This is a genomic window from Zwartia hollandica (assembly GCF_019923725.1).
Lineage (GTDB): Bacteria > Pseudomonadota > Gammaproteobacteria > Burkholderiales > Burkholderiaceae_B > Zwartia > Zwartia hollandica.
The window spans coordinates 46,480-70,263 of record NZ_JAHXRI010000010.1; the positions used below are offsets into that span (position 1 = coordinate 46,480).

25 protein-coding genes are annotated in these 23,784 nt (G+C 51.1%); 10 read left to right on the forward strand and 15 right to left on the reverse strand.

Features of this window, described 5'->3' with window-relative positions:
- The first annotated feature begins 76 nt into the window (after positions 1-76).
- Positions 77-1,909: a CocE/NonD family hydrolase gene (locus KZZ10_RS10880; protein ID WP_259661560.1), complete on the forward strand. Its 1,833-nt coding sequence runs from the start codon at positions 77-79 to the stop codon at positions 1,907-1,909.
- A gap of 58 nt (positions 1,910-1,967) precedes the next feature.
- Here the strand turns inward: KZZ10_RS10880 and KZZ10_RS10885 are convergent, their stop codons facing one another.
- On the reverse strand, positions 1,968-2,615 hold the full coding sequence (locus tag KZZ10_RS10885) for a GntR family transcriptional regulator (protein ID WP_259661561.1): 648 nt from the start codon (positions 2,613-2,615) through the stop codon (positions 1,968-1,970).
- Positions 2,616-2,729: 114 nt separating this feature from the next.
- On the opposite strand from KZZ10_RS10885, the gene KZZ10_RS10890 reads away from it, so the two are divergent.
- Genes KZZ10_RS10890 through KZZ10_RS10905 form a run of 4 tightly spaced genes read left to right on the forward strand, consistent with a single transcriptional unit; the run spans position 2,730 to position 6,602 of the window.
- Positions 2,730-3,365: a TRAP transporter small permease gene (locus KZZ10_RS10890; RefSeq protein WP_259661562.1), complete on the forward strand. Its 636-nt coding sequence runs from the start codon at positions 2,730-2,732 to the stop codon at positions 3,363-3,365.
- Between the two features lie 2 nt (positions 3,366-3,367).
- Positions 3,368-4,633 (forward strand): TRAP transporter large permease, encoded by a 1,266-nt coding sequence (locus tag KZZ10_RS10895; RefSeq protein ID WP_259661563.1) that lies wholly within the window; start codon positions 3,368-3,370, stop codon positions 4,631-4,633.
- Between the two features lie 26 nt (positions 4,634-4,659).
- The gene (locus KZZ10_RS10900; RefSeq protein ID WP_375372558.1) at positions 4,660-5,643 is read left to right on the forward strand and encodes a TRAP transporter substrate-binding protein; all 984 of its coding nucleotides are present in this window, start codon (positions 4,660-4,662) and stop codon (positions 5,641-5,643) included.
- A 26-nt stretch (positions 5,644-5,669) separates the two neighbouring features.
- Complete coding sequence (locus KZZ10_RS10905; protein ID WP_259661564.1) at positions 5,670-6,602, forward strand: dihydrodipicolinate synthase family protein; 933 nt, start codon at positions 5,670-5,672, stop codon at positions 6,600-6,602.
- Positions 6,603-6,662: 60 nt separating this feature from the next.
- On the opposite strand, the gene KZZ10_RS10910 is transcribed toward KZZ10_RS10905, so the two are convergent.
- The 3 genes from KZZ10_RS10910 to KZZ10_RS10920 form a co-directional block, all read right to left on the reverse strand.
- Positions 6,663-7,010 carry a hypothetical protein gene (locus tag KZZ10_RS10910; protein WP_259661565.1) on the reverse strand — a complete coding sequence of 116 codons (348 nt, stop codon included), beginning with the start codon at positions 7,008-7,010 and terminating at the stop codon, positions 6,663-6,665.
- A 92-nt stretch (positions 7,011-7,102) separates the two neighbouring features.
- Complete coding sequence (locus KZZ10_RS10915) at positions 7,103-7,510, reverse strand: hypothetical protein (RefSeq protein ID WP_259661566.1); 408 nt, start codon at positions 7,508-7,510, stop codon at positions 7,103-7,105.
- The gene (locus KZZ10_RS10920; RefSeq protein ID WP_259661567.1) at positions 7,491-7,901 is read right to left on the reverse strand and encodes a hypothetical protein; all 411 of its coding nucleotides are present in this window, start codon (positions 7,899-7,901) and stop codon (positions 7,491-7,493) included. Before KZZ10_RS10920 ends, KZZ10_RS10915 begins: the two co-directional genes overlap by 20 nt.
- Positions 7,902-8,037: 136 nt before the next feature.
- Here KZZ10_RS10920 and KZZ10_RS10925 point away from each other — a divergent pair, with 136 nt between their 5' ends.
- Both KZZ10_RS10925 and KZZ10_RS10930 read left to right on the forward strand, forming a co-directional pair.
- Positions 8,038-8,802, forward strand: coding sequence for a bestrophin-like domain (locus KZZ10_RS10925; protein WP_259661568.1), 765 nt, complete (start codon positions 8,038-8,040; stop codon positions 8,800-8,802).
- Between the two features lie 39 nt (positions 8,803-8,841).
- A complete protein-coding gene (locus KZZ10_RS10930; RefSeq protein WP_259661569.1) occupies positions 8,842-9,855 on the forward strand; it encodes a catalase family peroxidase in 1,014 nt (337 codons plus the stop codon).
- 67 nt (positions 9,856-9,922) lie between these two features.
- Here the strand turns inward: KZZ10_RS10930 and KZZ10_RS10935 are convergent, their stop codons facing one another.
- From KZZ10_RS10935 to KZZ10_RS10985, 11 genes are all read right to left on the reverse strand, one after another.
- A complete protein-coding gene (locus KZZ10_RS10935) occupies positions 9,923-10,891 on the reverse strand; it encodes a Bug family tripartite tricarboxylate transporter substrate binding protein (protein ID WP_259661570.1) in 969 nt (322 codons plus the stop codon).
- A 152-nt stretch (positions 10,892-11,043) separates the two neighbouring features.
- On the reverse strand, positions 11,044-12,276 hold the full coding sequence (locus KZZ10_RS10940) for an MFS transporter (protein ID WP_259661571.1): 1,233 nt from the start codon (positions 12,274-12,276) through the stop codon (positions 11,044-11,046).
- Positions 12,236-12,583, reverse strand: coding sequence for a nucleotidyltransferase domain-containing protein (locus tag KZZ10_RS10945; RefSeq protein WP_259661572.1), 348 nt, complete (start codon positions 12,581-12,583; stop codon positions 12,236-12,238). The genes KZZ10_RS10940 and KZZ10_RS10945 overlap by 41 nt, the downstream gene beginning before the upstream one ends.
- A gap of 8 nt (positions 12,584-12,591) precedes the next feature.
- A complete protein-coding gene (locus tag KZZ10_RS10950) occupies positions 12,592-13,002 on the reverse strand; it encodes a nucleotidyltransferase substrate binding protein (protein ID WP_259661573.1) in 411 nt (136 codons plus the stop codon).
- A 123-nt stretch (positions 13,003-13,125) separates the two neighbouring features.
- Positions 13,126-13,728 carry an SRPBCC family protein gene (locus tag KZZ10_RS10955; protein ID WP_259661574.1) on the reverse strand — a complete coding sequence of 201 codons (603 nt, stop codon included), beginning with the start codon at positions 13,726-13,728 and terminating at the stop codon, positions 13,126-13,128.
- Positions 13,729-13,749: 21 nt separating this feature from the next.
- Positions 13,750-14,925 carry a vWA domain-containing protein gene (locus KZZ10_RS10960; RefSeq protein WP_259661575.1) on the reverse strand — a complete coding sequence of 392 codons (1,176 nt, stop codon included), beginning with the start codon at positions 14,923-14,925 and terminating at the stop codon, positions 13,750-13,752.
- Between the two features lie 9 nt (positions 14,926-14,934).
- Positions 14,935-15,837, reverse strand: a complete 903-nt coding sequence (locus tag KZZ10_RS10965; protein ID WP_259661576.1) for an AAA family ATPase — start codon at positions 15,835-15,837, stop codon at positions 14,935-14,937.
- Between the two features lies 1 nt (position 15,838).
- Positions 15,839-16,630 (reverse strand): FAD binding domain-containing protein, encoded by a 792-nt coding sequence (locus KZZ10_RS10970; protein WP_259661577.1) that lies wholly within the window; start codon positions 16,628-16,630, stop codon positions 15,839-15,841.
- 13 nt (positions 16,631-16,643) lie between these two features.
- Positions 16,644-19,019: a xanthine dehydrogenase family protein molybdopterin-binding subunit gene (locus KZZ10_RS10975; protein WP_259661578.1), complete on the reverse strand. Its 2,376-nt coding sequence runs from the start codon at positions 19,017-19,019 to the stop codon at positions 16,644-16,646.
- Positions 19,020-19,029: 10 nt separating this feature from the next.
- The gene (locus KZZ10_RS10980) at positions 19,030-19,497 is read right to left on the reverse strand and encodes a (2Fe-2S)-binding protein (RefSeq protein ID WP_259662194.1); all 468 of its coding nucleotides are present in this window, start codon (positions 19,495-19,497) and stop codon (positions 19,030-19,032) included.
- A 128-nt stretch (positions 19,498-19,625) separates the two neighbouring features.
- On the reverse strand, positions 19,626-20,747 hold the full coding sequence (locus KZZ10_RS10985) for a Fic family protein (protein WP_259661579.1): 1,122 nt from the start codon (positions 20,745-20,747) through the stop codon (positions 19,626-19,628).
- 88 nt (positions 20,748-20,835) lie between these two features.
- Here KZZ10_RS10985 and KZZ10_RS10990 point away from each other — a divergent pair, with 88 nt between their 5' ends.
- From KZZ10_RS10990 to KZZ10_RS11000, 3 genes are all read left to right on the forward strand, one after another.
- A complete protein-coding gene (locus KZZ10_RS10990) occupies positions 20,836-22,362 on the forward strand; it encodes an AMP-binding protein (RefSeq protein ID WP_259661580.1) in 1,527 nt (508 codons plus the stop codon).
- A gap of 162 nt (positions 22,363-22,524) precedes the next feature.
- Positions 22,525-22,656: a hypothetical protein gene (locus KZZ10_RS10995; RefSeq protein WP_259661581.1), complete on the forward strand. Its 132-nt coding sequence runs from the start codon at positions 22,525-22,527 to the stop codon at positions 22,654-22,656.
- A gap of 89 nt (positions 22,657-22,745) precedes the next feature.
- On the forward strand, positions 22,746-23,768 hold the full coding sequence (locus KZZ10_RS11000) for a hypothetical protein (protein WP_259661582.1): 1,023 nt from the start codon (positions 22,746-22,748) through the stop codon (positions 23,766-23,768).
- The last annotated feature ends 16 nt before the right edge of the window (positions 23,769-23,784 follow it).

The following is a 23,784-nucleotide window of genomic DNA, read 5'->3' on the forward strand; positions in this document are numbered from 1 at the left end:
AAGCAAAGTTTAGTTACTAGGGTAATTTCCATTTACTGCATATAGTATGGGTTATCTAAATATAAAGCGATCAATCATGTCTGACAACGATGCACTCAGCCGCGCCTGGAACGTTACCCCTTCCGAATATCTCGCCAAGCGACCCTCCACCTACACAATTGGAACACCCGATTCAAGGTATCTCACGATGCCCGATGGTGTGCGACTGGCCATCGATGTTTATCTTCCTGAGAGCCCAACGCTCAAACCCGGGACGCGCTTCCCGACGGTTGCCGTGCTGACACCTTATTACAGACGCTTTAAAGTCACTGGCCCCGGTGCTGAGCCCTCACCCAACATTGCAATCTATCGGGATTTCTTTATTCCTCGCGGTTATGCAGTGATCACGGTCGATGTGCGTGGCACCGGGGCTAGCTTTGGCACACGTGATTGCTTTCGGTCTCCGCGAGAGCGCGAGGACTATCGCGAAATTGCAAATTGGATCGTCGCCCAGCCTTGGTCTAACGGCTCGATCGGCTCCACCGGGATTTCCTACCTGGGTGCTGCCGCATGCTTTTTAGCCAGTACGGGTCATCCAGCAGTCAAGGCGATTGCACCATTATTTTCTGTGCATGACACGTACGCTGATCATGTCTTTCCAGGTGGCATTAAATGCACAACCGTCACTGAAAATTACGATGATCTGGTCTCAGCCTTAGACCTCGATAGACGCGACCTCTTGCAGCCCTACCCTTACTTCAATGACAAGCGCTATGCAGGTCCTCAGCCGGTGGATGAGGATAAGGATGGTGCACTGTTGGCGCAAGCACTTGTACAGCATCAAGGCAGCTTTCGGATGCGTGACTTAGCACCTGAGTTTGCGTTTCGCGAAGAAGCTGCAACGCACGACCCCAACATGCATAGCGGCTCGTTCAGCCCGTATTGGTATTTGGGCCAAGTGCCTGGGCAAGTCAACATACTGTCGGTGTCTGGCTGGTATGACGGCAGTGCGTTTGCAAATGGTTCTATCGCTCGCTTCTTGAGCAACCCCGGTGCAGATAACCGCTTACTGCTTGGTCCGTGGGATCACGGCGCGCGCACGAATGGCTCGCCATGGCGCGGTGGCGGCTCCAAGCCTGAGTTTCAGATCTTGGCTGAGGTCTTACGCTTTTTTGATGAGCACTTAGCAGGGATGAATACTGGGATCAAAAACGAATTGCCCGTGCACTTTCACACCCTGCACGAAGAAAAATGGCAAGCCGCCGCGACCTGGCCACCGCACGCCAAGAGCACACGGCTATTTTTTGCAGACCAGGGCCAACTTTTGCCGCAAGCGCCAAGCGCGGCATCCACCGCGCCCTATCAAGTGAGTTTTTCCACAAACACCGGACAGCACAGTCGCTTTGAACGTCTTGGGGCCTTGCCCGTTGAAGACTACTACGACGATTGGAACGCACACGAAAAACGCTTACTTTGTTTCTCGACCGAGCCCACAAACAATGCGCTTGAACTCTCTGGACATTTAACGGTTCAATTGCGTATGTCTTGCTCAGAGCATGATGCAAGTGTGTTTGTCTATATTTCTGAAGTCGATCAAGCCGGTCACTCTTGGTATATCACTGAAGGTAGCTTGCGCCTACTGCACCGTGCCGAGGCCAAACCGCCTGCAAGTTACAACGCCAACTGGGTATACCGAAGCTTTCACCGCGAACAGGCAAAGCATATGCAGCCCGGTGTGTTTGCTGACGTGAGATTTTCTTTGCTACCGATTTCTTGGACCTTACAGCCGGGTAGCCGTCTGCGTGTGTCAATCGCTGGCACGGATGCAGAGCATTTTGCTCAAGTGCCACATGGTCGCCCGCCCTTGCTGAACTTCGCGCTAGGCGGAGAAAGCGGATGCTTTATTGATGTGCCGTATAGAAGCGAGTGACAACCGAGATCTTTGACTAAGCGCACTCACGCGCGCCGCTGGTACGGTTGTCTTAACTTTATTTATTTTTTGCCAACAGTGCCAGCAAATCAGCCCGTACTGTTTCAATGTGTTTGACTAGCAAATCACAGGCTGGCTTAATTTTTTTCAATTTAGCCGCTTCAATTAAATTTGCATGCTCTTTTTCGGCGCGTTTCCGAGCGGCATTTGAAGAAAGCTGGACTCGTGTGTAACGATCACTTTTTTGAAGCAAGGCTGCGACCACGGCAGCGGTTTGCGGCAACTCGGCGCGACCATACAGCGTTGTATGCAATTCCGTGTTGAGCTTTCCCCACTGGGTTAAGTCTGCATCTCTGATTGCGATACCAAACTTTTTCTGAATCTCATCTAAGGCGGCAAAATCCGATTCAGTCAATTTCTGTATGGAATCCTCAAAGAGCCGAGCCTCCAAAAGTTTACGCAAGTCAAACACATCATTAATCTCCGCACGCGACAGGCTTGTGACCACAGCACCTTTGTGCGGAATCATTTGAATCAAACCCTCCGCCTCGAGCTGAATCAACGCCTCTCGCACCGGAATCCTACTGGCTCCAAAAGCTGTGGCGAGCGCGTCTTGGCGCAGCTGTGCGCCGGCCTCGTGAATGCCGCTCAGAATATCTTGCCTGAGCTTATCCGCGATGGCGTTGGCGACGGTTTTGTGTTTCATGATTCTAGAAGTATTAGATGTAACCCTGATTTTATGGGATATTTCTTGACTTGCATATTTTATACAATATACAATTTATAGCATTAAGTTTTACTTATGTACACAGGTCAAGTCATGCAACACCTCACGACAGAACAAGCGCATGCAACACCGACCCCACCGATTGCTGTACGCGCCGTGCTGGCAACCTCAAAGACAATCCTCACTGTCGAGAGATGGTTGATCACGGGGCTGATGTTCTTATTGACCTTCCTCATTCTGCTGAATGTTGTGACCCGCTACAGCGGGGCATCGCTTTATTGGGTCGATGAGTCCGCCGTCTATTCCGTCGTCTGGCTAACCTTTATTGGCGGCTCTGCCATGACGCGGTTACGTATGGATTTCGCAGTTGAAATGCTCACGGAAAAACTGCCAGCGTCCTATAAAAAAATTGCAAAAATTACTGCGGGTCTAGGTATCGCTATTTTTTCAATCGCGCTGGCATGGATGTGCCTGCTCTGGTTTGATCCGATTGGCTTTGCCCAAGCAGGTTTCGAGCCAAAGGCCTTTGCGGCTAAGTCTTTTAACTTTCTCTATACAGAACGAACGCAAACACTGAATTGGCCAAGCTGGGCCGTCTACCTGATCATTCCAATATTTTCGATAACGATGGTGATCCATAGCGTAGCGAATCTGCTAGAGGACATGGGTTTCGTACAAGTATCGAAGTTCAAAGAGTTTGGTCTAAACAGTGCAGAGAGTGTTAACTAATCATGATGACTCTCTCTGCCTTCTTAATCATGATGCTAGTCGGGATCCCAATTGGCATTTGCTTATGCTTAGGGGCCTTGGCCTACATCATTGACTCCGGCAACCCTCTATTGTTTTCAAACTATCCACTACAGCTATTCGGCGGCGTGGATAGTTATGGCTTGATCGCTATTCCTCTGTTTATTCTGATTGGCGAAATCATGAATGGCGGCGGCATTACCCAGCGGATCGTCAACCTCGCGATGGCTTGTGTCGGTGCGTTAAAGGGCGGACTTGCCTACGTCAACATTTTGGCCAACATGATGGTTTCCTCAATCTTGGGGTCGGCAACAGCGCAGGTTGCCATCATGTCGCAAATCATGGTCCCAGAGATGGAAAAAAAGGGCTATGACAAAACCTTTGCCGCCGGACTCACCGCTTATGGCGGCATGCTCGGGCCCATCATCCCACCCTCAGTTATGTTTGTGGTGTACAGCACGCTCGCACAAGTTGCTGTCAGCGACATGCTCATCGCAGGAATTATCCCTGGGCTCATCCTAACGCTCATGTTCTTTTTCATCATCATGGTGATGGGGTTTTTCTATAACTATCCTCGCGGTGAAAAACAATCGCTTAAAGAGCGCTTCAGCATCTTCCTTGACGCGTCCCCCACTCTATTAATTCCCATTGTGATTGTTGGCTCGATTCTTTCTGGCCTAGCGAACCCCACTGAATCGGCCGCAGTCGGCTCCATCGTAGCCGCCTTAGTAGGACGCTATTGGACGCGTGAATTCGATCTTTCACAGTTACCAAAAATGATGTTGCGCGCTGGGATCTACTCAGCGATTGTTTTGTTTTTGGTGGCCGCCGCCGCAGTGTTCTCGTGGGTGTTGATCTACGGAAAAATCCCACTGATGATCGCAGAGAGCATTAAGAATGTAGCGACCAGTCCGATCGCATTTCTATTGATCGTTAGCGTGGCGCTATTACTGATCGGAACAGTCATTGATGGAATTCCCGGACTCATCATGGTTGTCCCAATCTTGTTACCGATCGCGACGGGCGTCTACGGGATCGATCCGAGACACTTTGGTGTGGTGGTCGTCATCAACTTAGTTCTTGGACTACTGACTCCGCCTGTCGGCTTGTGCTTTTTCGTTGCGTCCGCGGTGACAGGTGCAAAGCCTGGCCCTATGTTTATTGTCACGATTCCATTTTTTATCGTTTCATGTTTATTGCTCGTTTTACTTTGTTTTTATCCAGAAATTTCAACCGCGTTATTGAAGTAATTCACATTGTGTACAGGAGATTGAAAATGAATATCACACGTCGTCAAGTCATCATTGGTGGATCAGCCTTAATGATGGGTACACCTGGCATGCTGCTTGCTCAAACTAAGCAATTACGTCTTGGAATTTTGACACCGAACGGTCACCCTTGGAACGTCGCTGCTGAAAAAGTAGCCGCGAGCCTGAAAGAACAAACGAACGGGCGTCTGAACTTAACCGTCTTCGCCTCGGGTCAGCTTGGCAACGAAGGCGCCATGCTTCAGCAAATGCAGTCAGGTGCTCTGGATATGGGCTGGATCATGGCGGCCGAACTCGGCTCACGTGTGCCGACTATTGCTGCAATTACCGCACCCTACATTGTTGACTCAACCGACAAAATCGCAAAACTCGTGCGGCATCCTGTTGCGATGAAACTGTTGGATGTACTGCCTGCTGAAACTGGAACGATCGGTCTCGCGTGGGGTATTACGGGTATGCGTGCTATTTTCGCAGCTAAAGATATCAATAAGATTGCAGACATCAAAGGCATGAAACTGCGCATCAATCCAACGCCTGCCTACCGAGATTTTTATCAATTATTGGGCGCAGCGCCAACACCCGTTGCAACACCACAAGTGTTTGATGCGATGTCTAACGGACAAGTAGACGGACTTGAAGCGGACTTAGAGTTTTCGTGGAACCAACGCTTTGACAAAGTTTCAAAATCGATTCTTCAGATGAATGCGATTTTCATGCCTGTTGTCGCGTTGGTATCCGGTCGCTTCTGGCAAGGCACTCCAGCTGGAGATCGCGAGTTAATCACCAAAGCCGTACGTGCCGCCCTCGATGTCCAAGTCGACCAAATAGCTCTAAACGAACCCAAGCTTATTGAGCAATTTAAAGCGACCAAGATCCCCTTCCGCTATGCAAATGCTGCGGACGCGCAATCTGTGATTGCTGACTACGACAAGATTTGGCTTCCTAAAGCACCGATCTTGGCTGAGCTCAGAAAAGTCGGCAAAACACTGTAATTCACTCCTTTTGAGAAGCTTCTGTCATGACAAATAATGTTTTCCTAGGAGTCATTCCTGCGCTGATGACCCCCTGCACACAAACACGTCAACCCGATTTTGATGCGTTAGTGCGTAAGGGGAAAGAGCTCGTAGCGGCCGGCATGTCTGGGGTCGTGTATTGTGGCTCGATGGGCGACTGGCCTCTCTTAACCGATGAACAACGCATGCAAGGGGTCGAGAGCCTGACCAAAGCGGGCGTGCCCGTGGTGGTCGGGACCGGCGCGCAAAGCCCCAAGCGCGCGGCAGCACTTGCCGCGCATGCCGTGCGATCCGGCGCGAAGGGGCTGATGGTGATCCCTCGCGTATTGTCACGTGGAACGTCTTTGGCCGCGCAGCGGGCTCACTTCGAAGGAGTCCTTCAGGCGGCGGCTGGCCTTCCAGCCGTTATTTACAACAGTCCGTACTATGGGTTTGAAACACGTGCTGACTTGTTCTTTGAACTTCGCAAGAAATATTCAAATCTTGTGGGATTTAAAGAATTTGGCGGCGCTGCTTCATTGCGCTATGCGGCTGAGCACATCATTGGGCAGGATCCAGGTGTCTCTTTACTAGTCGGTGTCGATACCCAGGTTGTGCATGGTTATATCAACTGTGGTGCCGTCGGGGCTATTACTGGTATTGGCAACATCTTGCCTAAAGAAGTGTTGCACTTGGTAGAGCTGTGCAAGAAAGCAGCCAAGGGGGACGCAGTTGCGCGAGCCCGTGCGACCGAGCTTGATCATGCACTAGGCGTACTGTCTTCTTTTGATGAGGGTGTTGATTTGGTTTTGTACTACAAGTACCTGATGGTTCTTGAGGGTAATCCTGAGTACGCACTACACTTCAATGAGACGGACGCCTTGTCACCGAGCCAGCGCCATTATGCGGAAACACAATTGCGCTTATTCAAAGCTTGGTATCAGGCCTGGACGAAGTAAATCCTTGTAATAAAGACCTCAAGCCAATGGCTTGAGGTCTTTAATTAATCCTACGCAAGCTTACGCTTTAACTAAAAGTGCTGCGCAAGAGTTTGCTGTTTCAGAAGTGAGTTTGATTGCGCCGGGCATTTTTCCCCAGCCTCCCTTCTCGATATAGGCAGAACGCGCCCATTCATCCGTCTTTTTAAGTTCCACCAAGTTCGCCGTAAAGTTTGGATCTCGCTTGAACATTTCAGCGCAAACAGGTGACAGAGCAGCCACAGTCGCCTTGTTTGCCTGAGCCTGTCCAAGCGCAGCTGAACCACCTTCAGTGCTCCACCCCGCAAAGCCAAACCCGATCATCGCGATCAGTGCTGCACCACCAGCGGCACCCCATAGGGTCGGTTCGGTGTCTTTAGGAAGTTTCATAGAAGGCCTTTGAGTGTCAAACGGAAAACCGTCCGTGAACGGTGAGACCCACTCTACGCCATAAGAGAACTTAAAACAGTTTTATTATTGTTTTAGTTGATCTTCGAGGGAATACCCTCCTGTTGAGACAGCGTCATCCTGATTTCTGCGTTGATCTGAAGCTCCATATCAACGCGCGGTTTGCCGTCTCGATTACCGAACATACTCGAACGTCGCAGGCTATCGCTGATTTCTGCCGGAGCGGATTCGTAGACTACTTTATTGAGCAACATCTCTCGCTCAAACTCCTCACCACCGATGATGCAACTTCTAGCGATCAGTTTGATGTTGTAGGGTGCGACCTCTTCTTGAAAGCGATCGAAATCACTAATCAACCAGTGCCCGTAAAGATAAAACTTGGTCGACTCATCTCGCTCAACGTTCACATTCAACAGGTAGATCCCTATCGCCGCCGCACACAGCGCGCCCCCAACTACCGCCCTAGCCCACGCGTTCTTCATCGACTTCCCTTAACCGATTAATGACTTTCTTAATTTGGGCGCCATACAACTCAAAATTCGCCTTTAGCTGGGCGTTCCCTTGGGCGGTCGTCAATTTCTGAGTCAATAACGCGACATATAAAGCATCCATTCGCTCGTAATGCTCGATCAGCACTTGGCGTAACTCATATTCTCTAAACGCTTGCAGCCTAAGCGCGCGGCACGCTTTATTTTTTTCAATGAACTTCTCTAACCCAGCGCGTTGCGCATCACTTAGCGTGTTGTTTGATACTAGTAACTCGGTGCGTTCAGGTGCGACCGTCTCTGAATAGATGACTTGCGCAAAAATAAACTGCCCGACAGCGCTGCAATCTACATCTTTGCTGCAACGGGCGGATTGCTCAAACGTCACTCGCTCCGCAGCCTTAACACCTTGCCCGCGCCACAGGTCTCAGATGCTTTCAACAAGTCCACGAAATAGTGGTCATTAATGGTATGGTTATATCAGCAGGTGGGAATTACCGACGCAAATCAACGGTGTGGTCAAAATGCCAAACATAAATGCTGATGACGAAATCACGTTAGTTCTGTTCATTATTTTTGTATTTATCGCTATTGCGGTGATGATTACTGGCATTTTTCTATCACCAAAAACCCGGCCCTTGATGCTGCAGTACGAGGGCGTTGTGGCTCCTTTCTTTGGCTTGCCGGCGGTGTTGTTTTCCTTATCTATTGCCTTGATGGGCACCTCAATTTGGGAAAACTACAACGTCGCGTCGCAATCCATCAAGACTGAAAGTCAGGGTCTCATTCAGATCATTAGCCTTGCCAGTACGATTCCGGAGCTAAAGGATAGCAATCTAGCCAATGCGACTCGAATCTACACAAAATCTATTGTCGAGGAAGAGTGGCAAACACTAACCTCAGAAAGAACAGACGCCTCGGAAACGGTAGAAAAATTTATAGCGATGCGTGCTGATTTATTTAAGGCTGTGAATCAACTGAACAATAATGCCGAATCGAAAGTGCTCATGAACGCCTTTCAGATCGTCAATAACGCTCGCAGTATCCGTTTGGCCTATACCTCGTTTGATGTTCACCCCTTACGGATAAGCGGAGTTTTATTACTCGCTGTACTGGTTCTACTCGCCGTTGCATTTATTCATGCAGCGAAACCAAAGTCGTTAGTGGTGGCGATGTGCATTGCAACTACTACCGTTCTTACTCCAATTTGCATGATTGCTTTAACATTTAGTAGCCCATATATTGGGGTGATTTCCATATCCAATAAAGCCTATCTTCTGATTCAGTAATTGTTGGATCCCTATTGTTTAGCCGCTTAAGGAGCCCTTATGAAACCAATCAAATTTACTTGTTTGGCCATTAGCATTCTTTCAATAGGTATATCTGGCTTTGCTAGTAATGTCGCGCTCGCCGATCCAGACCCTATCTCGATGGTCAATCAGTTTGAAATGACTGCGGGAAAGTTTGAGGGTTTTAGACGATCCGGCGCAAAAGGTGTTTGCGCAACCGGTGAGTTTGTAGGTAGCCCCGAAGGCAAGAATATTTCCAGCTCCTCTGCTTTCAGCGGCAACGCCATCCCAGTGATTGTGCGCTTTTCAGTAGGTGGCGCAAATCCAAAAGCGGCTGACAATACGAAAACACAACGAAACTTAGCGTTGCAGTTTAATTTGCCTAACAATGAATTCTGGCAGATGGGAAATATATCGGCTCCTGTCTTTGGTTCTGCGACGCCTGAGCAATTGTTCGGGCGGTTGCAGTCTTCACAGCCCGACCCAACCACCAAAACAGCGGACCCCGCCAAAGTTAAAGCTTTTGCAGATGCCAATCCAGCAGTACTGCTTCAAGGGAAATACTTTGCGTCAAAGCCTGTCCCCGCGAGTTACGCTTCAACGAATTATTGGGGAGTCCACGGGTTTGGCTTTACAAATGCCAACAACGAGAAAGTCTGGGGCAAATGGGTGTTTGAACCAGTCGACGGCGTGCAAACACTATCGGATGAAGATGCGAAGTCAAAAGGCCCAAACTTTTTGTTTGATGAGTTACGTCAGCGCGTAGCCTCGGGTAAAGCGTCTTTCAATTTCAATCTGGAAATTGCTCAAGCAGGAGATGTACTTGACAATGCGACAGTCCCACTTCCTGAGGGCAGAAAGAAAATCACTCTGGGTGTATTGAAGGTTGTTTCGGTTTCAGCAGACGGCACAGGCCCCTGTTTGAGCATAACCTTTGATCCAAACATCATGCCTAAAGGGGTTGAAGGAGCGCCAGATCCGATGTTGCGGGCAAGAACAGCCCCTTACGCTATTTCGCTGGGGCGTCGGATTACCGAGGGTTCGAAGCAATAAGCGCTAACGCCCATGCGGTTGATTTAGCCTCTTTTTGCTTCTGGCGCAGCTTCTTGTTGTCGGTAAATTATTCGGCCTTCACTCCGACTGTTTTAATCAGGTTGCCCCACTTCGCGATTTCAGCCTTTAGAAACGCATCGGCCTCGGCGGGCGTGCTACCAACCGTGATAATGCCTTGATCCGACAGGCGTTTGATAAGCTCTTCGGATTTCAGCGACTCTCTGACCGCTAGCGATAACTTATCAACGATCGCCTTGGGGGTGCCTGCCGGTGCAAAAAACATCACCCAACTCGAGGACTCAATTTTAGGGCCGCCCGACTCAACAATCGTAGGCACGTCTGGGTAGCTCGCCAGGCGCTTATCCGCGAAAACCGCCAGAGCCTTAATCTTACCGGCACGAATATTTGCGCCGACACCACTTGGTGCGTCGACCAACACCTGGATGTTGTTAGACATCAAGTCAGTCAACGCTGGGGCTGTACCTTTGTAGGGGACGTGAACCATATTGATGCTAGCGGTGTGCTTCAGTAGTTCAGAGGTCAGGTGAGCCGCCGCACCTACCCCCGAGGAGCCAAACGAGAGTTTGCTTGGATTGGCTTTAGCATAGGCAATTAACTCGCCGATTGATTTGACAGGCAAATCCTTGTTAACCGACAGCACCAAAGGCGTAGTCGTCACCAAAGAGATCGGTATTAACGACTGATAAGGATCAAACGGCAACTTGCCTTCGTACAACGTGACGTTGGCGGCATGCGCGGTGATGGTCGTGAGCATGGTGTAACCATCAGGCGCGGCTTTGGTGGCCTGATCGACACCGATAATCGAATTAGCACCAGGCTTGTTTTCGATGATGATCGGCTGCCCCAGGATTGTCGCCATGCGAGCGGTCACCAAGCGAGTGACGTTGTCGGTGTAGCCGCCCGGTGTGTAAGGAACAATCCATTTAATGGGTTTGTTGGGGTAGTCTTGCGCGAAGCCCGCCCCTGAAGAAAAAATGAGCGCGGTCGCCGCGAGCGCGTGTATTAGGTTTTTCAAGGGAGTCTCCGAATTGTTCAATTCAATGGGCAACAATAACCGCAAAGGGAGAGAGACTCCACGTCGCGTGTATTGGGTATAACCCTGATTGGAGTGGGCTACTCGCCATGGAATGACACCTTCGTCAAACCGCGTGTGCAGCAAGTATTTAGTTAGGTATTGTTTGCGGCTGTTGGCTTTTGTAACAACAGCAAGCCTGATAATGCCGCCAAGCCGCCCACGCAGGCGTAGGCCAGGCCGAAGTCATCAAAATATGTCACCGCTACCGAGAACAGCGAAGGTAGTAACAAGACCCCAGCAAACATCAAACCGGAGCCCAAGCCGGTCGCCTCGGTTCTCTGTGCGCCCCCTAAACGTGCCCACTCGGCATAGGCTAGGCCTGTAAACCCGCTTGCGGTTGCCCCCGCGACTGCGCACAGCACAAGCACGACGACATGCGTCCAGCTCTCGGTGAACTGGCCGGCTAGCACGGCGGCTGCACCCATGATGAAGCCCTGCCACGCCAGTAAGAACTTGGCGCTTAACCACTTATCCGCCAACCAGCCCCAGATCGGTCGGCTCACCACTGCGGCGAGTTGATACACGGCCAAAGCCCAGCCGGCTTGCACAAGATCAAAACCGGTCTTGCTCGTTAAGTGCACGGTTAAGAAGGCGATGAAACACAGTTGCAGGCCGCTGTAAATAAAGCTCGCGAAGGCCAGGCTTCGAAGCTCTGGGCGCTCAACCAAAATCTGTACGGGTGCCAAGAGGCCTTTGCTAAATATTTGGCGGGAAGGATCGCGATCAGCATCCCAATCGCGACGCGCGACTTCAAGCAGCAACACGACGACCAACACGGGCAAGGTCTGCCACAACAGTGCGGTTTGCCAACCGAGGCTTAAGGTCATAGGAGCCATGATGAGTCCGGCCAACACACCACCAAGTGGTACGCCGATTTGCCGGATTGAAAGGACCAGATTCATCACAGGAGGTGGCGTGCGCGGCACCAGCAGATGAGCACTAGCGGGGGCAGTTGCCCCATAGGCCAAACCCAAGAGCGCCGCACCAAGGACGACTGAAGCAACATTGCCAACAGAACACGCAAGCAGCATCGCAAGCGTTGCGACCAAGACAAGTTGGCTCACCCTGACAGCACCAAAGCGTCGGATAAAGCGTGGCGATAGCAACGCAGAAATGATACCGACACCGTAAACAGTAGAAATAAAGAAGCCCACTAATGTGCCTGGGACTTGCAGGTCTTCTGCGATGACCGGAGCGACCACGGGAAACGAATACGCTGCCATCGTCGCTAAGCTTTGCGTCGCAAGCGTAGCAATTAGCGGAAAAACCGGAAACCTTGGGCTCTCAGGAATCTTCGTGGCGAGTGGTGAGTGGTTGACACCCATGCTGCTCTCTTTGATAGAACACAACACCTACTCTTGTGATGTGATCTTTTAAGTCGGGATTGTCTATGGTTTCAAGCAAAGAGAGATCAAACACATAGGGCAGCAAAGTATCGTCAAGTGCTTCCGATACTTTCCATACCAACTCTTGATTCAAGTCCTTGCCTAGAAAGCTAAGATCGATATCCGAACCAGCTTTGTAAGTCCCCAATGCTCGCGAGCCATAAAGGATGGCGGTCTCAAGCTGTGGGAATTTTCTGAATTCAGTCAGAATCTTTTCTACAACTTGCGGACTCAGACCGGTATCCATACTTTAAATTAGCGGGCTAAGTCGCCAAACTTTTGGGCGAACTGTTTTAACGCCGGATAAAACTGGGTCAAAATACTTTCAACAACAGCTTGGGCAATTTTAAGATTGTAGGTGTGCGATGTTTGATTACGTGCAGCAATCATTTGCATCCATACCTCACCATCTTGAACAAGTGAGTTTTGAAAGGCAAGCCGACTGGCGTCACGAGACCCCACAATCTCTGCAACACCTTGGTATTCCAGGTAGTCCTTGAGCACTTTCCACGCCAATTCGTGGGTAAATTCAAAGCTTTGTATCAGCCCCTGTTGCTCGAGCGCAGAAAGTTCTCTTTCCAGAGAAAGATCAACCGCTTCAGTTAATGACTGAAAGGCTTTTGTGTAGTTAGAGAATCGCTGTTTCCAGCGAATATCCTCAGTCATCAATGCACATTCCAAATTGATTTAACCGCATAGCGTGCGATTTTAAACGCTTTGAAGGGCCACGACACTCAAAACACCGAAAACACCGCAAGACTTACCCGAACGAAGCGTTGCCCATGGGCCCTAACGCTTAAACCACCAGACGGCGACACCGCCCACCACACCGGCCACTACCGGCCACAGCCAACCGAAGATCTTCGCTCTCTTGGTCTTTGCTACATCACTCTCTGTAGAGGCCCCCTCTTCTGGTGCGTTCGAGGACTGTGTGGGTGCAGACTCGGGGTATTTTTCTTGCAGAGCCAACTCAAAGCGTTTGAAGAAGTCTTCTGCCAAGGACTTGGCCACGCCATCAATCAAGCGTTGTCCAAGCTGGGCGATCTTGCCGCCGACTTTTGAGTGTACGGTATAGCGCAACTCACAACCCTGCGCGTTGGCTACGAGTTCTACTTTGGATTCGCCTTGACCAAACCCTGCAACACCGCCTTGAGCTTCAAACTGCAAGGCATAGGAGTTAGGCGCTTGAATATCGGCTAATGTGACTTTGCCGTTGAATTTCGCAGCAACAGGACCAATCTTGACAGCAACGAGGACGGCAAATTGATTCTCTGCAATCAGTTCAAACTTTTCACAACCGGGGATGCACGCCTTTAAGATCGTGGCGTCGTTGAGTGCGTCCCAAGCTTGTTGTTGTGAAACACCGAGCTGACGATTACCTTGCATATCCATAAGATTCTCTCGTATCTGTATCTACTGTTTAACTAACTCTGCCAAGGACTGGGCTAAATCTTCTAAGTGCGCTAAGTCGTGAATCGCAAGCATGCCATCTGCATATTTCTTTAAGACGCTCGCGCCACCCGCACTTGGCGCATAGTGCTCAAAGCGTAGCAAAGGGTTTAACCATAACAGACTTCGACAATTGCGCTTCAACCAAGCGAGCTCTTGGGCTAAGGCAGTTGGCTCTCCGGTATCGAGGCCGTCGGTGATTAACAGCACGACTGTGCGGCGGCCGATCAACTGTCGGTGCTGGGTTAAACGTAGTTGTTCAAGTGAGTGCCCAATTTGTGTACCACCCGCAAAATCTTGAATTAGTTCATTCGCGGTCGCAAGCATCACATCCGAATCGGCGTGCCGAAAAGCACTATTCAGCTCCGTTAACTGGTTTCCAAAGGCATAGACTGACCTGGCTAAGCCGCGTGTGCTTTGATGCAAAAAGGCGAGCATCAGCCGGGCATAGCGCTCCATCGAACCCGACACATCAATCAAGATTAATACTGGTAACGCTTGGGTGCGCCTGGCCAAATAAGGTAAGGACAGTAACTCGCCATCCAAACGGGCCGATTCTCTGAGCGTATGCGCCCAATCTACCCGTGCACCAGAACGACTGCGTTGTGTTCGACGTGCAGGTACGCGTGGCCAAGGCAAAGGGATTTCACAAGCAAGCCTCTGCACAAGTTTGAATTCACTCGCACTCAGGCTTTCAAAGTCAGCGTGGCGCAGGCGCACTTGCGCACTCGCCGTCATGGCCGCATCAAAGTCAATGGTGTCTTCTTCTACACTCGCCTTTGAATTGTTTAAGATGATCGCAGCCAAGGCCTCTTGCGTGCGCGCACGGCGCTTGGGTGATGGTGCCGCTTCAGTCGTCTTAGGCAACATCTGGGCTAAGAGATGCTGGGTGAGCTCTGGATTCCGAAAGTAGGCGTCAAACAACTGCTCGAAAACTTCTCGGTCTTGCTGCCTGCACACCATTGTGGCTTCTAAAGCCGCCCGAAAATCTTGCTTATCATCAAGCCCAATCAATAAAGCGGACTCAAGCGCTACGCTAATCCGTTCGCTATCCATCGGGAAGCCGGCACGACGCAACGTACGTGCAAAACCGACGATGTTGTCGGCCATTTTTCCTACGCGAGCATCACCGAGTTGCATAGAAAAGCGCTAAGCGTCAGGAGCCGGCGCAAGTAATGCTTCAAGCATCGGCTCAAGCGCAGCGAGATCCTCACGTTGTTTGAATAAGATTCCAACTGTGCTTTGAACCACCTCTGGATCAAGCTGCAAGGTGTTGAGTGCAACCAAGGCCTTCGCCCACTCCACGCTTTCAGCGATACCAGGTGAACGGCTCAAGGCATTCGCAAAAGGCGCAGAACGCAAACGTTCTACAAAACTTGCGACTTGTTGTGCCAGGGCTTCACTCGCTTGGGGAACACTCTGGCGAACAATCGACAGCTCGCGTTCGCGATCGGGATAATCCATCCAGTGATACAAACAACGTCTTTTGACTGCGTCGTTTAAATCACGGGTTCGGTTACTTGTCAGGATCGTGACCGGTGGGATCTGTGCACGCACCGTACCGAGTTCTGGAATACTGACTTGGTACTCGCCCAAGTACTCTAATAAAAAAGCCTCAAACGGCGCATCCGCACGATCGACCTCGTCGATCAACAGCACCGCACCCGGCGCGGGTGTCTGCAAAGCCTGCAGCATCGGACGACGTAACAGATACTTCTCTTGATAAATCGCGTGTTCAAGCTGCTCGGGCGTCGCGCGATCCTGTTGGGCACGCATATGCATCAACTGCGCTGCATGATTCCATTCGTATAAAGCTTCGCGTTGCTCCATGCCGTCGTAGCACTGCAAGCGCACCAGTGGACGTTGCAACACGTTGGACAACGCTTTTGCGAGCTCTGTTTTACCGACACCGGGCTCGCCTTCCAACAACAAGGGGCGTTGTAGGGTCAGGCATAAATAGACAGCAGTCGCCAAGCGTCGTTCGGCCAAGTAACCAACTGAAGCAAGCGCTTCAGTTAACGCTTGTACCGAACCGACGCTTTGTTGCGACACGTTAGGCGAGTGCTTGCTGGACCGCAACACGCGTCTGGACTTTGATGAGCTGGGCGCGATAGCTGGCTGAGGCATGAATATCGCTATTGAGCTCAGCGTCATCCACCGCGACACCCGCAACCGCCTCCGGTGCAAAGTTTTTAGTCAATGCAGCCTCAAGACCGGCATGACGAAACACCCCGCTTGATGCGCCGGTGATCGCAACACGCACACCTTGTGCTGTATCAGCCACAAACACGCCCACCATCGCAAAACGCGAGGCTGCTTGCTTGAACTTTGCATACGCCGCACGCTTAGGGATGGGAAAGCTCACCGCAGTAATGAGCTCTCCGGGATTCAACGCTGTGGCGTACATGCCTTGAAAGAAGTCTTGCGCACTGATCTTACGGGCATCGGTATGAACCGTTGCGCCTAAGGCGAGCAAGGCACTGGGGTAACACGCGGCAGGGTCGTTGTTGGCAACTGAACCGCCCATCGTTCCCATTGCACGTACTTGTCGATCGCCAATACCACCCGCCAAAGCCGCCAGAGCTGGAAGGTGTTGTTTCACCAAGGCGTTGTTCTCGACATCGCAATGTTTGGTCATCGCGCCAATCACCAGTTGATCGCCCTCTTTACGCACGCCCACAAGTTCTGGGATTAAGCGCAAATCCACGAGTTGCTCTGGTTGCATTAGGCGCTGCTTCATCGAAGCCAACAGGGTTTGACCACCAGCCAAGGCTTGCCCACCAGCTTGCACTAGCTTGCTTGCTTCGGCCAGAGTTTTCGGATGCTCATAGTTGAATGCATACATATCCAATTTCTCCTTAGGCTTTCACAGCTTGAATGGCTTGCCACACGCGGTGTGGGGTCGCAGGCATATCGATGTCTTTCACACCCAAGGGTGCTAAGGCATCCAACACTGCATTGATAATCGCGGGAGGCGAGCCAATCGCACCGGCTTCCCCGCAACCTTTGGTACCAAGCGGGTTGTGCGTGCACGGTGTGCAAACATGACCGATCTTGAACTCTGGGAAATCATCCGCGCGCGGCATGGCGTAGTCCATGAAAGAACCCGTCAGCAACTGCCCTGTTTCGCGGTCATAGACGCAGTTCTCAATGAGCGCCTGTCCGATGCCTTGCACCAAACCACCATGCACCTGACCTTCCACAATCATCGGGTTGATGATCGTGCCAAAGTCATCGACGGCGGTGAAGCGGTCTAAGCGGACCACGCCCGTTTCAGGGTCGATTTCCACCTCGGCAATGTAGGTGCCCGAAGGGAACGTAAAGTTAGTGGGATCGTAGAAGGCGGTTTCATTCAAACCAGGCTCTAAGGTCTCTAACGGATAGTTGTGCGGGACGTAGGCTGTGAGTGCCACGGTACCAAACGCAATCTTCTTGTCGGTTCCGCGCACAGTAAATTCACCGTTCGCAAAATCGATGTCGGTGTCAGAGGCTTCCAGTAAATGAGCTGCAATCTTTTTGGCCTTGGCTTCGATCTTATCCAAAGCCTTCATGATGGCCGCACCACCCACGGAGATCGAACGCGAGCCGTACGTACCCATCCCAAAGGGCACGCGTCCGGTATCACCGTGCACGATATCGACCGCATCCACAGCGATGCCCAAGCGCGAAGCCACCACCTGCGCAAAAGTCGTTTCATGACCTTGGCCATGGCTATGCGAGCCCGTAAAGACTGTCACGCTACCGGTTGGGTGTACGCGGACTTCACCGCATTCAAACAAGCCAGCGCGCGCGCCCAAGGCACCCGCAATATTGCTTGGTGCAAGACCGCAAGCTTCGATGTAGCTCGAGTAACCAATCCCACGCAATTTGCCTTGGGCTTTGCTAGCCGCCTGTCGCGCTTTAAATCCCGCCACATCGGCCAGTTTCTGCGAAGCATCCATGCAGGCAACGTAATCGCCAATATCGTATTGAAGCGCCACAGGTGTCTGATACGGGAACTGGGTAATGAAGTTGCGACGACGGATCTCGTCTTGTGACAGCCCAAGTTCAAATGCTGCACGGCTAACAATACGCTCGAGCAAGTACGTTGCCTCAGGGCGTCCCGCGCCACGATAGGCATCGACAGGTGCGGTGTTGGTAAACCAGGCATCCACCTCGGCATAGACCAGCGGTGTCGTGTATTGCCCAGCCAACAAGGTTGCGTACAAAATTGTTGGGACGCAAGTTGAGAATGTAGAGAGATAAGCTCCTAAGTTTGCGTCGGTATGCACACGCAAGGCTAAGAATTTGCCATCTTTATCGATCGCAAGCTCAGCATGGCTTGAGTGATCCCGGCCGTGCGCATCTGACAAGAACGCCTCGCCTCGCTCACATATCCACTTGATGTTCCGATTGAGCTTTTTAGAGGCCCAGGTTAGGCAAACATCTTCTGCGTACAAATAGATCTTTGAACCAAAGCCACCGCCTACATCCGGAGCAATCACTCTAACTTTATGCTCAGGCAGACCCATCACGAACGCTGTCATCAACAAGCGTTCAACGTGTGGGTTCTGGTTTGAAACGTACAACGTATAGTCATCGTTTGCGCGACTATAAGAACCAATCGCAGCGCGCGGCTCCATCGCGTTCGGCACGAGACGGTTATTAATCAGATCTAGTTTGGTGATATGCGCAGCACCGTTAAAGGCTGCATCGACTTGGGCTTTGTCGCCAATCGCCCATTTGTAGCAATGGTTGTCTGGTGCGATATCGTGCAGTGCTGCACCACCCTTCGCATCACGCACATCGACGACTGCCGACAAGGGCTCGTAATCGACTTCGACCAACTCGGCTGCATTCTTTGCTTGCTCAAGCGTTTCAGCTACGACCATTACAACGTGGTCACCCACGTAGCGCACTTTATCCAATGCCAAAATAGGATGTGGCGGCTCTTTCATGGGCTGGCCGTCTGTGCTGGTGATTAACCAGCCGCAAGGCAAGCCGTTGATCTTATCGTTCGCAACATCTTTGCCCTCGAGCACGCCAATCACACCAGGGGCGCTTTTAGCTGCACTCGTATTGACGCTCTTGACGAGCGCGTGTGCGTGCGGTGAACGCACAAACACGGCATGTGCCATGCGTGGCAGAGTAATGTCGTCGGTATATTGACCAGCGCCAGTCAGGAAACGGTAGTCTTCTTTACGCAAGACTGACTCACCAATGTGTGGCAACTTCGCGAAATCATTTGCACCCATGTTCGTCTCCTTAAGCTTTCATGGCGGCAGCACCTTGCTGCACAGCCTTGACGATGTTTTGATAACCGGTGCAACGACAAATATTGCCTTCTAGTTGCTCGCGGATCTGTTGTGCGGTTGGATTAGGATGCTTGCGGCAGATATCCACTGCATTCATCACCATACCGGGGGTGCAATAGCCGCACTGCAAACCGTGGCAATCTTTAAAGGCCGCTTGCATCGGGTGCATCGTGCCATCGGCTTGCGCCAAGCCTTCGATGGTCGAGATCTCGGCACCCTGCGCTTGTGCCAGCAGCACGTTGCAAGATTTGATTGCATTGCCATTCATCAAAACTGTGCAGGCACCACACTGCGCGGTGTCACAGCCGACGTGGGTACCGGTCAGGTTGAGGTGCTCTCGCAGCGCCTGAACAAGCAAGGTGTTGGGTGCGGCGGTCAGTGTCACTGCCTGCCCGTTCACCGTTAGTTGGATCTGCATCATCAAGCGGTCTCCTCAGGTAACTAAGTAAAGTTTTAATGCCAGCCATATGGTTGATCGAGTCTATACCGGTTTATGCTGAGAACCAATCCAGTAATACCCTAGAGATGACCACCACAAAGGCGGCGCTACCGAGCGAGCAACAACTCGTAACTCGTGCTGCGGCCGCTGGCCGCTGACTTCTTCAACGCGCCACGCTCGACGAGCTCAGTGATGTCACGCAACGCAGTGTCTTGTGAGCACTTCGCGATAGCACCCCATTTTGTCGTGGTGAGCTTGCCTTCAAAGCCATCGAGCAATTTATTGAGCAACTTAAGCTGCCTTGCATTGAAAGGCAGCCCTGCCTGCTGTTGCCAGAAACGCGCCTTTGCAAGGACAGACTCAAGCGTCTGTTCAGCACCCTGAATTGCTCTTAACAAGCAGGACAGAAACCATTCAAGCCAACCGGTGACATCCATCCCACCTTTCTGCGTGGCTTCTAAGCGCTCGTAGTAAGCCTTGCGCTCTTTTTGAATCTGGGCCGACAGACTGTAGTAGCGATAGCTACTGTTCTCTGCACGCGCAAGTGCCATGTCGCCGACAGCGCGTGCGATGCGGCCATTGCCGTCATCAAAGGGATGAATCGTCACAAACCAAAGATGTGCAAGCCCTGCGCGAAGGACGGGGTCCTCGGCTTGAGTGTGATTGAACCACTTTAGAAATTCTGCCATCTCAGCATCTAACACTGAAGCCGCTGGCGCTTGATAGTGAATCGTTTGACGGTGCAGAGGTCCGGATACAACCTGCATCGCGCCCAACGCATCATCGCGCCAGGCTCCAACTTTGATGGTGGCGAGCCCGCTGTAGCCAGTTGGAAACAGGGCCGCATGCCAGCCAAAGAGTCGCTCGGCAGTCAACGGCATGCGATGGCGCTGGGTCGCATCCAGCACCATATCCACCACACCTTCAACCTGTCGATCTGTCGGCGCCAAACCACCGATGTCTACTCCTAGACGGCGCGCAATTGAAGAGCGTACCGAGTCAGCATTGAGTATTTCACCCTCGATTTCGCTGGTATTGAGCACGTCTTCGGTCAAGATTCGCAATAAGGCTTGATCGCGTAGATCTAGTCCTAGGTCGACCATTCGGCCTAACAAGTAACCCTGGGCCCTATGCACTTGCGCAAGCAATGTCGCCAGCCGCTTGGTGTCAAACACCCAGTGCGGCCAGTCGCGTTGCTGCCAAATATAGCGTTTATCTCCGCTTTTCATGCGGAGATTATGAGGCCTATTCTCCGCAAGGTCAAGGAGACCGGTTTATGCTGAGAACCAATCCAGTAATACCCTAGAGCTTAGCGCTATGAATATTGCAAAACCATTTCTACTGAGAGCCCTCAGTCACCCCCACTTAAACGCCGTGACGCATCGAGGGCAAACGGTGTCCTATGGGCAATTAGCCGCACGCATCCTCGGGCTCGCCAGTACCTTACAGCAGACTTACCAACTAAAGCCAGGCGATCGTGTCGTACTTTGCATGGAAAATCGTCGCGAATTTCTTGAGGTGTTGTTTGCTTGCTGGGTTGCTGGACTGTGTGCGGTACCGGTTAATGCAAAGCTGCATCCCAAAGAGATCAAACCCATCGCTGAAGACAGCGGGGCAACCCTGCTTTTCACGACCGCTTCGCTCTACCCGGGACTGGCACTTGAGCTTGCCCAGGCCGTACCTAACTGCCTATTGATCAATGTCGACAACGCACAGTACGAGGCCGACGTGCAAGTGCCACCAACCTCTTGCGCAAGCGTAAGACCTGACGACTTAGCCTGGATCTTCTACACAAGCGGGACCACGGGTATACCCAAAGGTGCAATGCTGTCCCACCGAAACTTAATGATGATGTGTTTGCAATATTGCACCGATATCGATCAAGTGATCGCCGGGCAAACCATGCTGCATGTTGCCCCACTGTCGCACGGTTCGGGTCTGTATGCCCTGCCCCATCTATTTGCCGGTGGGCATCAAGTGATTGAAGACGCGTTTACGACCGATATTGTGTTTGAGTCTTTTAAGCGCTTTCCTGGTGTGTCGATGTTTGCAGCACCAACAATGTTGTCACGCTTAGTGCGTTCGTCTAACGGCATCAGCAATCCGGCGGGCAATCTATTGACCATCCATTATGGTGGTGGCCCGATGTATGTGAGCGATTTGCTCAAGACTCTCGAGCTTTTTGGGCCGAAGCTTTATCAAGTCTATGGTCAAGGGGAAAGCCCAATGACCATCGCAGGTTTATCGAAACAAGACCATGAAGGTTCGATGGATACGGCACACCTCGCGCGCCTAGCCTCTTGCGGCACGGCACGTACGGGCGTCGAGATGCGCGTAGTTGACGAGCACGGCGCAGACGTCCCGCCTGGCGAGTTAGGTGAAGTGATCACCCGCAGCGATACCCGTATGCTTGGCTATTGGAATAACGCCAAAGCCACGGCTGCTGCCATACGCGATGGTTGGCTATGGACGGGCGACATCGGTACCATGAACGAGCTCGGTTATCTGACCCTGCGGGATCGCTCTAAAGATATGATCATCCGAGGTGGCAGCAACATCTACCCACGCGAGATCGAAGAAGTGTTGTTGCGTCACCCCGCTATCGTCGAAGTCTCTGTGATCGGCCGAGAGCACGCAGATCTTGGTGAAGAACCCATCGCTTTTGTCGTTGTAAGAGCAGAGCACGAAATCACAAGCGACGAAATGGACGCACTATGTCTAGAAAATATGGCACGCTTTAAGCGACCACGAGAATATGTTTTCGTAGATAGCTTGCCGAAGAATAACTATGGAAAAATCTTAAAGACGGAGCTGCGAAAGACGCTGAAGGGCAAAGTGAAATAGGTTATGAAGGGGGTATGGAGGAATTCTCGCAAAATCACGCAAAGCACTTTCTTATTGTTGACTGCTGAAAACTAACCACCTTATAAGAAAGGCACTAGTCAGCTACCACTCACTAGTTCCCCATGACCACACGGAGATGGGTATACAACCTTGGAGTTAATAATGAATATTGAACTCGATGAAGTAGTTGTTCAGAGTATTTCTGACGATGCACTGGAACAAGCTGCGGGCGACTCGAAAGGCGGACAAATCAACTACACCATGGTCAAAAGCTACGCAGGGTGTAACTGCTAGTCCCAATTAGACATTGAACCCCCTCCACTTGTAGATCGAGGTCTTCAAGTGGTTTTTAGAGATAGTACTCTCGACGTTGGATTGATCTCTTGGACAAAAAAAATAGTTACGACGACTTGTGCGCCTATTCCGAGAAATTTTTAAACGACTGGGAGAATAAATCAACGGTTCGCACACAAAAGCGCAGTCGATTTAGTAAACAGCTATTGGCGAAAGTCGAGTTTGCATATCACCTAAAATCCTATGCCCACTATCCTGAAGTACAAGCGCTTACAAAGAAACAGCTGCAGCCCTTTTACCTGCAAAGCTTTTGCGACATGTTGGGAACTGTCGCAATTTTTGAAGTTAGCTTCGTCACGGATCAATGCGGCAAGTTAGCAACGCAGGATCTTGGGGTTGAGCTAAGCGACTCAGTCAAGCGAGCCGCTATCGCCATCGGCACCGACGAGATGTACCACGCGCTTGTCGCTCGGGAGCTGCTATCGGATATCAAAACGCTCACTGGCATGGAGCCAAGCCATATCGCAACCGGTGCAGTCAAGAAAAAATCTGTCGGTACTAAAAAAATTAAATCCTCTGGAGTGCAGCTTGCGCCACTGGATTACTTTAAAAGTGCGGTGCCGCCAAAACTACAAAACATTGCCGCAGCTATCGTGCTGTGCATCTCCGAAAATTCAGCAGTAGATGATCTGATTGTCATGGCAAGAAATGCCAATAAGGACAATCCAGCAGACCTCTATATTAGAGAACATCTGGCAGATGAGAGTCGCCACTCAGCTTTTTTTCAACGTTTGTTGAAATATATGTGGTCGATCGTGACAGAGAAAGATCGGATTGTTTTAGGCCGTGCTATCGCAGGTTATTTCGTTAAATATATTTCTTCGAACGAAGATCAACGCTATCGCGTTCACTACAACGAACTAAGACGCTTGGAATTATCTGAGCAGACTTGTCAAACCATTGCGCGAGAGGTCGCGCAGAATGAGTGCAACACACCACTCTATGATGTTGAATTCAACAAACCTGCAATGCAGTTAATGAAAATTGCCGGAGTGCATGATCATCTGCCAACCCGTCGATTATTTGTAAGAAATAACTTATTAGCCGCATGAATCACTCGCGCTCACC